The sequence below is a fragment of the Vibrio sp. TH_r3 genome, assembly GCF_033101115.1.
Classification (GTDB): domain Bacteria; phylum Pseudomonadota; class Gammaproteobacteria; order Enterobacterales; family Vibrionaceae; genus Vibrio.
Genome location: NZ_JAWMPW010000033.1, coordinates 20,570 through 28,135, shown reverse-complemented (window position 1 = coordinate 28,135; position 7,566 = coordinate 20,570). Strand labels below are relative to the sequence as shown.

At 38.3% G+C, this 7,566-nt stretch carries 8 protein-coding genes; 7 read left to right on the top strand and 1 reads right to left on the bottom strand.

What is annotated here, in order from left to right:
* Positions 1-119 precede the first annotated feature (119 nt).
* The 4 genes from R3X26_RS17490 (at position 120) to R3X26_RS17475 (ending at position 2,162) form a co-directional block, all read left to right on the top strand.
* Entirely contained in the window at positions 120-518 is a 399-nt protein-coding gene (locus R3X26_RS17490; protein WP_317718619.1) for an OsmC family protein, read from the top strand.
* Positions 519-643: 125 nt separating this feature from the next.
* Entirely contained in the window at positions 644-1,126 is a 483-nt protein-coding gene (locus R3X26_RS17485; protein ID WP_317718618.1) for a DUF2850 domain-containing protein, read from the top strand.
* 137 nt (positions 1,127-1,263) lie between these two features.
* The gene (locus tag R3X26_RS17480) at positions 1,264-1,836 is read left to right on the top strand and encodes a class I SAM-dependent methyltransferase (RefSeq protein ID WP_317718617.1); all 573 of its coding nucleotides are present in this window, start codon (positions 1,264-1,266) and stop codon (positions 1,834-1,836) included.
* 80 nt (positions 1,837-1,916) lie between these two features.
* The gene (locus R3X26_RS17475; protein ID WP_317718616.1) at positions 1,917-2,162 is read left to right on the top strand and encodes a hypothetical protein; all 246 of its coding nucleotides are present in this window, start codon (positions 1,917-1,919) and stop codon (positions 2,160-2,162) included.
* A gap of 439 nt (positions 2,163-2,601) precedes the next feature.
* Here the strand turns inward: R3X26_RS17475 and R3X26_RS17470 are convergent, their stop codons facing one another.
* Positions 2,602-2,760 carry a hypothetical protein gene (locus tag R3X26_RS17470; protein WP_317718615.1) on the bottom strand — a complete coding sequence of 53 codons (159 nt, stop codon included), beginning with the start codon at positions 2,758-2,760 and terminating at the stop codon, positions 2,602-2,604.
* A gap of 307 nt (positions 2,761-3,067) precedes the next feature.
* On the opposite strand from R3X26_RS17470, the gene R3X26_RS17465 reads away from it, so the two are divergent.
* From R3X26_RS17465 to hcp, 3 genes are all read left to right on the top strand, one after another.
* Positions 3,068-3,961, top strand: coding sequence for a DMT family transporter (locus R3X26_RS17465; protein WP_317718614.1), 894 nt, complete (start codon positions 3,068-3,070; stop codon positions 3,959-3,961).
* Positions 3,962-4,105: 144 nt separating this feature from the next.
* Positions 4,106-5,635, top strand: coding sequence for a nitric oxide reductase transcriptional regulator NorR (norR, locus tag R3X26_RS17460; RefSeq protein WP_317718613.1), 1,530 nt, complete (start codon positions 4,106-4,108; stop codon positions 5,633-5,635).
* A 250-nt stretch (positions 5,636-5,885) separates the two neighbouring features.
* Positions 5,886-7,547 carry a hydroxylamine reductase gene (gene hcp / locus R3X26_RS17455; RefSeq protein ID WP_317718612.1) on the top strand — a complete coding sequence of 554 codons (1,662 nt, stop codon included), beginning with the start codon at positions 5,886-5,888 and terminating at the stop codon, positions 7,545-7,547.
* Positions 7,548-7,566: the final 19 nt, after the last annotated feature.

Below are 7,566 nucleotides of genomic sequence, written 5' to 3'. Positions count from 1 at the left end.
GTCGATATTTGACTTCCCTTTTTTTATTACTAGTAAGTTACCAGTATGATTGCAAGTATTAGATGTTTGGGTGAGCTATGTATCAATATATCACCATATCAATTAGTTAAGAGGTTTATATGCAAGCAGAAGTTAAGTGGGTCGATGATTTTACTTTTATTGGTCAATCTTCATCAGGTCATTCCATTATTATGGATGGCAACGGAGGGGCAACCGCACCAAGCCCGATGGAAATGGTTTTAATGGCTGCAGGTGGATGTAGCTCTGTCGACGTAGTTGCGGGTTTGAAATCAGAAAACCAGAAGGTGAGCAATTGTATTGCTACACTTACTACAGAAAGAAAAGAACAAGCTCCGAGGCTTTTTACGCATATAAACATTCACTTTGAGGTCAGTGGTGATGAACTTGATAAAGCAGTCGTTGAAAAAGTTACTGCAGATTCATTGCAAAAGTATTGCTCGGTTTGCTTGATGTTAGCGGAAGGCATCAAAATGACGCATTCTTGGTCGATTGTATAATACCATCACTCATAGAGCGTCATCGGCTGAACGGATATAGAAAACGAAGTACAAACGGCTGATCAAATAGAAAAGTGAGTGACGTTGTAAAATGAACTTGTTAGATAATCGATATGGTGGCTCACTTGAATAAATTGACTAAAAATAAAACTGGCCAAGATGTTCAACAAAAACATGAGCGTAATTATATTGCTTTAGCCATAATCTTATTGGTTTTATCAACCATGAGTGCGGCTAGCTATTTTACTTATATTAGTTATAAAAATTATATCGACCCCAGCCGAGTATACGGTAAATGGACTGAAATTGGTGCTCCTAGTTGGCAAACTGATCGGTTCTCTTTAAGCGCTGATGGAGTAGTGCAGAACAGTCGTTTTATTGCTTCTTCGTTCGATTTTGACGGTTCTATAGTCACTTATACAACAGGAGAAGAACGTTATCAGTTACAAATATTTGGTCAACAAGATGAGCGTTTAACACGAATTTCGGGCGGAGGGCACACGGCTTCGTTCATTAAAAATGGTTATGAAGATACTTTGCCAGATCAAGACAATATTGGACCAGCAAGACGAGTGTCGCTAGCTGAACATTTTCGTAGTAAGAAGTAATTATTTTTCTCAAAAATTTATTTTAAATGCTAATTATGCGAAAAAAGATCAAAAGTAAGTTAATTAGCCGTGAAGCTAACCGACATTTTGTTTACCATGGTAAATAGAAATCAAAAGTCAGTAAAAATGGAGACTAAATGTCATACAATTGGGATAAAAAAGCAAAAGAGTGGGAAACTCCTACCGCTGCTCTATTCGCAACAAAAGCTTTTGAACAATTAGAGAATATGATTAATATCACTAATTTAAGAGTTTTTGATTTTGGTTGTGGTACAGGTTTGCTAAGTAAAAAGATAGCGCCATTGGCCAAGGATATTGTGGCGTTAGATTCATCAGAGGCCATGATAGAAGAACTTGATAAGAAAATGCTGCCGAATGTTGAACCAGTAGTAGACAACTTATCACGAGGGTTAATTGCTCAACATCCAGCGTTTCGTGGTCAATTTGATTGTGTGGTCGCCTCTTCTGTCTGCGGGTTTTTAGATGACTTTGATGAAGCTGCAACTCTTATTCATGCCTTATTGGATGACGGGGGTACTTTCATACATTGGGACTGGTTAGCCGAAGATAATCAATCTGGTTTAACACTAAAGCAGGTGGAAAAAGTACTGATTAAAGCGGGCTTTGAGTCTGTAGCAGTATCTGTTCCTTTTGAAATAGAAACGGAACAAGGAGTCATTCCTGTGTTGATGGGTGTTGCAGGTAAGTAATGCTTTTGATTGGTTAATTCGACAAACGGGTTATTAAATTGAGCAGTATATTATCCGCCGCATAAAAAGGTACCATACTGATGAGTAATAAATCGACAGAAAAAATCATCGCGCTGCGTATGATTTTATTGGCATTGGATGACGTAATTAAATCTGGTGCGAAACCAAGGTATGAAGGAGATGATAGCAGCACTAATCCTGAATCGTTTAAAAAATTAGTTATGCAATTGGCCGGCGATAGAGTCAGTGAATCGGTTATAGATGAAGCACTCAAGATTCCATTGCAAGAAATTGCGTTGGAGTTAATGAAACAATCGCGAAGTTAGTATCCGTTTAGGGTGACTGTTTCGTCGAGACATTTTTTAGACAAAACTATTTTATAGACAGAATATATATTTATAGAGTTCTAATATAATAATGATCTATTTATGTCGCTGAGTTACCGTTCTTCTATCGAGCGGTGTTCGATGCGTTCAAGTCGTTGGGAATAGCATAATAGTACTTTGAGTGTACTATGCTGATTTTGCGCTTAAGCATGCTATCTACCCCAAGCTATACTAAATAACCTATTGTCTTATAGGTTTCAGTATATTGGGATTCAGAAATAGCACATCGTAGTGAAAAACACTAAGTACGAAAATTGTTCAATAAATAAAATAGCAAATGTTATTCAGTCGGATATAACAATTAAAGAGATTACTAAGTTAATATCTCTAATGCCAGTATAGGCTGGTTTGCTTACAGTTTTTTGTGGTTGAATTGTGATTATACAACCCAAGTTAAACTAGTTAGTACAACAACAGTCGCTGTTACCGCAAACATTGAAAATACAGCCGCTAATTCACGAAGAATAGACGTTTCTTTTTTACTGGTATTTTCTTCATTTTTTTCAGTGATGATTTGTGACGTTAAAATAGAGCTCATAATATATACCTTATTGTTGTTTCTGTTTGAGATCACATTATTGCTATAAATGTGACTCAAGTCAACTTATTTTCTGTAATTTTATTACTAAATTGATAGTTGTCTTACAGAAATTGTTGCTAAATTGTTCTTATTTAAACGGATAAAAGCAGGTTTTGTGTAAATTTTGTTCACAATGGCGCAAGGTGAAGTTGTAATATGTCGAGCAATATTATGTTAAATGATATGCTTTTATCGGGTAATATAAATAGCGAATTAGAACCAATTCACTTATTATTGTGCGACCAAATATGAGATCGAAATTTATATGTCCAATCACTCCCCTGTTTTAGGTGCAAGTTGGATGTTAACCGCAGGGTTAGCATTTGCTATTGTTAATAGTATTGCTCAATACGTTAGTATCCACTTTTCTCTACCGTCTACTTCTGTTGCTTTAGTCCAGTATGCAGTTGCATTGATTGTTATTCTCCCTTATTTAAAAACACTTGGCATAAGACAATCATTAACAACCCGTCATTTGAAAATGCATGTATTTAGGGTTTTTCTATCCGTCATCGGGATCCAGCTTTGGATGTGGGCACTTGCTTACCCTGTACCTATTTGGCAAGGAATTGCTTTATTGATGACATCGCCGTTATTTGCAACAGTTGGTTCTGGGTTATTTCTTAAAGAAAAAGTAGGACTCGTACGTTGGGGAGCAACATTGACCGGATTTGTGGGTGCTATGATTATTTTAGAGCCGTGGAGCGAAGGTTTTAATCTTGCTTCTTTATTACCGATTGGTGCTGCATTTTTTTGGGCCTGTTATTCATTAATGGTAAAAAAACTATCAACTGACGATTCACCTTCTACTATGGTGGTTTATCTACTGGTTCTTATTACACCATTTAATATCCTATTAGCTCTGCCGGATTGGACCATGCCTGCTAACGGTACATCGTGGATGTTTTTAGTTGCAGCTGGAGCCATGACGGCATTAGCTCAATGGGCGATAGTAAAAGCTTATGCGGTTGCAGACGCCTCATTTGTCCAACCTTTTGATCATGCTAAATTGCCATTAAATGTTTTGTTGGGATGGATCGTATTTGGCTGGGTTCCTCCTGGTCGGTTATGGTTAGGTGCTGCCATTATAATTGCTGCTGTTGCCTTTATTACTCACTGGGAAAGCAGTGGTCGAAGAGTTCTGACTAAAGTTAGGTAAATTTTCTGATTATAATGGTAGTTGGTAGATATGATTTACTTCCTACCACTAAAGAGGCGTTTTAAACAAAATTTGTTCTGAATCAATTCTCTAGCGATGTATAAATGACATCGTGTCGCTCTGTAATCAAACTCGGAGCGTGAAATGAAAACATCCCTTGATACCGTTTTATTGCAAATAGCTTTAGATTTAAGTCGTTCACAGCCAAAAGAACAACATTATCAAAAGCTTATTGATGGCGTAAACCAAGTGTTACCTTGTGATGCGAGTGCTTTATTTATTTTGGACAAAAAACAGTTCTTGGTCCCAGTTGCGGTTAGTGGTTTATCGACATCGGTTTTGGGAAGAAAATTTTTCCCTGGCAATCATCCTCGTTTGCAACAAATTCTAAACAGCAAGCAACCTATTCGATTCAACTCTTCCTCAGAATTGCCTGATCCATTCGATGGTTTGTTATTAGCCATGCCTGATGAGCATATTGATGTACACGATTGTATGGGGTGCAGTTTGTATGTAGAAGACAAAATAGTAGGTATCTTAACCTTAGATGCGCTAGAAGTGGGTGCATTTGAGCAAATAGATCCTATTACTATTGAGACCTTTGCGGCCTTGGCTGCTGCAACACTGCGTAACATTTCGCTATTCGAATCCTTACAAGAATCTAATCGTCAGCAAAAATCAATCAATCAACTGTTAATCGAACAAGCAAGAGACAAGCAAGGTAAGTTGGTCGGTGTTAGTCCACAAATGAGTTACCTCAAGAATAGTATAGCTATGGTGGCAAAATCTAACTTCTCAGTATTAATTTCTGGCGAAACCGGAACCGGTAAAGAATTAGTTGCTCACGCGGTACATGAACAATCAGATCGTAGTGACAAAGCGATGATTTATGTCAATTGTGCAGCGCTGCCTGAATCGATAGCAGAGAGTGAACTGTTTGGTCATGTTAAAGGGGCTTTTACCGGTGCAAATAGTCATCGAGCTGGTAAGTTTGAGTTAGCTAATGAAGGGACGATTTTTTTGGATGAAATTGGTGAATTACCTATATTGCTACAAGCCAAACTGCTTAGGGTGATTCAACAAGGTGAAGTTCAAAGAGTCGGCGCAGATAAAAACAGTTACGTGGACGTTCGTATTATTGCCGCAACCAATAGAGATTTAGGAAAGGAAGTGAGCGAAGGTCGTTTTCGATCAGATTTGTTTCATCGATTGAATGTCTTTCCCATTTATATCCCACCTTTGCGAGAGAGAGAAGGCGATATTCCAGTTTTAGCGGGCTATTTGTTGGAAAAGGTACGAACGCAATTCAATATTCCTAACTTACATATTCATCCGAGATGTATTGAGTATATGGAAACGCTATCTTGGTTAGGCAACGTACGTGAGTTAGAACATACTTTGATGAGAGCCAGCTTACGAGCGCTACAACAAGGTGAATACATTCTTAAACGTGGCCATTTTGGCATGGAAGATAAATCGACCAGCTTACTCAATCAACAAACTAATTTATCTAACCAGCCAAAATCAATGCGTGAGAGCATGCGGCATTTCCAAAAGCAACTTATAGAAAATGCCCTTCAGCAGTCGGATGGCGTTTGGGCTAAGGCCGCGGAGCGTCTGCAAATGGATCGTGGCAATTTGTATCGGATGGGCAAAAAATTAGGAATTGAATAATGGGTATTTTTATTTTGTTCATTATACAACGAGTAAATTAATATCAGACGAGTGATAAGTTGAAGTGTAAATTACAACAGCTATGATGTATTTTACACATCAAAATGACGACTAGTCATTTTGAAAGTTATTAAAAAACAAATACTTATATATTGGCATGAATGCTGCTCTAGTTAGTGAAAATCAATTAGTTACCAGCATATAAAAATTGCAGAGTTGGTAGCGATAGTCGACTAACTGGAGCTTTATAATGTTTTGTATTCAATGTGAACAAACGATTCAAACCCCTGTCGGTAAAGGATGTTCTTACACTCAAGGTATGTGTGGTAAGACAGCGGAAGTATCCGATCTTCAAGATGTATTAGTATATTCATTACAAGGTGTCTCTTTTTGGGCCGAAGTAGGCCGTTCAGTCAATGTCATTGATGATGAAATTGATCAATGGGCTCCTAAAGCATTTTTCTCTACTTTAACCAATGTTAACTTTGATCCAGCACGTGTAATTGAATTTGCTCAGCAATCGAATACCTTTAAAAAACGTTTAGAAGAAAAAGTTCGTGCGGCTGCCTTGGTTACTGGCTTTGACATTCCCACTCTTTCTCCTGCTGCTAAATTTGACCTTCCAAATGACCCCGAAGAGCTTATTAAGCTGGCTCCTCAAGCGGCAGTCAATCGCGGTCATGAAAGTCAACATGAAGATGTAATTGGGCTGCGTTTACTGTGTTTATATGGATTAAAAGGAGCGGCAGCTTATCTTGAACATGCACGTGTTTTATCTCAAACCGATGTTGAAGTGTATGGCGAATATCACAAAATAATGGCGTGGTTAGGCACCGATCCTACCGATCTTAAAGCGTTACTCGATATGTCAATGAAGATTGGTTTAGTTAATTATCGAATCATGGAAATGTTGGATAAAGGGGAAACGGATACCTTTGGTCATCCAGAGCCTTCACAAGTTAACGTTAAAACGGTTAAAGGCAAAGCTATTTTAGTCTCTGGCCATGATTTGCATGATTTAGAGAAAATTCTGCAGCAAACCGAAGGCAAAGGTATTAACGTTTATACCAATGGTGAAATGCTCCCTGGCCACTCATACCCAGAACTCAAAAAATACCCTCACTTAGTAGGAAATTACGGTAGTGCATGGCAAAACCAGCAAAAAGAATTTGCCAATTTCCCAGGTGCTATTGTGATGACATCTAACTGTCTACTCAACCCAAATGTAGGCCAATATGCAGACCGTTTGTTTACTCGTAGTATTGTCGGGTGGCCAGGTGTTAGTCATGTTGAAGGTGATGATTTCTCAGCAGTAATTGAATGTGCACTAGCACAAGAAGGTTTCAAACATGATGAAATAGAACAAATGATCACCGTTGGATTTGGTCGCAATGCACTAATGGCAGCAGCTCCTGCTGTAGTGGACCAAGTGAAACAAGGAAACATTCGCCATTTCTTCCTCGTTGGTGGTTGTGATGGCGACAAAGCGGAGAGAAGCTATTACACGGATTTCACTGCACAAGCGCCGGAAGACAGTGTTATTTTGACTTTAGCATGTGGTAAATTCCGTTTTAATAAGGGTGAATTTGGAGACATTAACGGCATACCACGTCTGCTTGATGTTGGTCAATGTAATGATGCTTATTCTGCTATTCAGTTGGCCATTGCGTTATCTAAAGAATTTGACTGTGATATTAACGAGTTGCCACTCACATTGGTTTTATCTTGGTTTGAACAAAAAGCGATTGTTATCTTACTGACGCTATTTGCTCTTGGTTTGAAAGGTATTTATACCGGACCAACAGCGCCGGCTTTCCTAACTGATAATTTGCTCGCTATTATGCAAAAAGAGTTCGATATGCGCAGTATTGGTAACGTAGAAGATGATCTAAAAACCATCTTAGCCGCCTAATTATTGTTTTTGCCGGTAA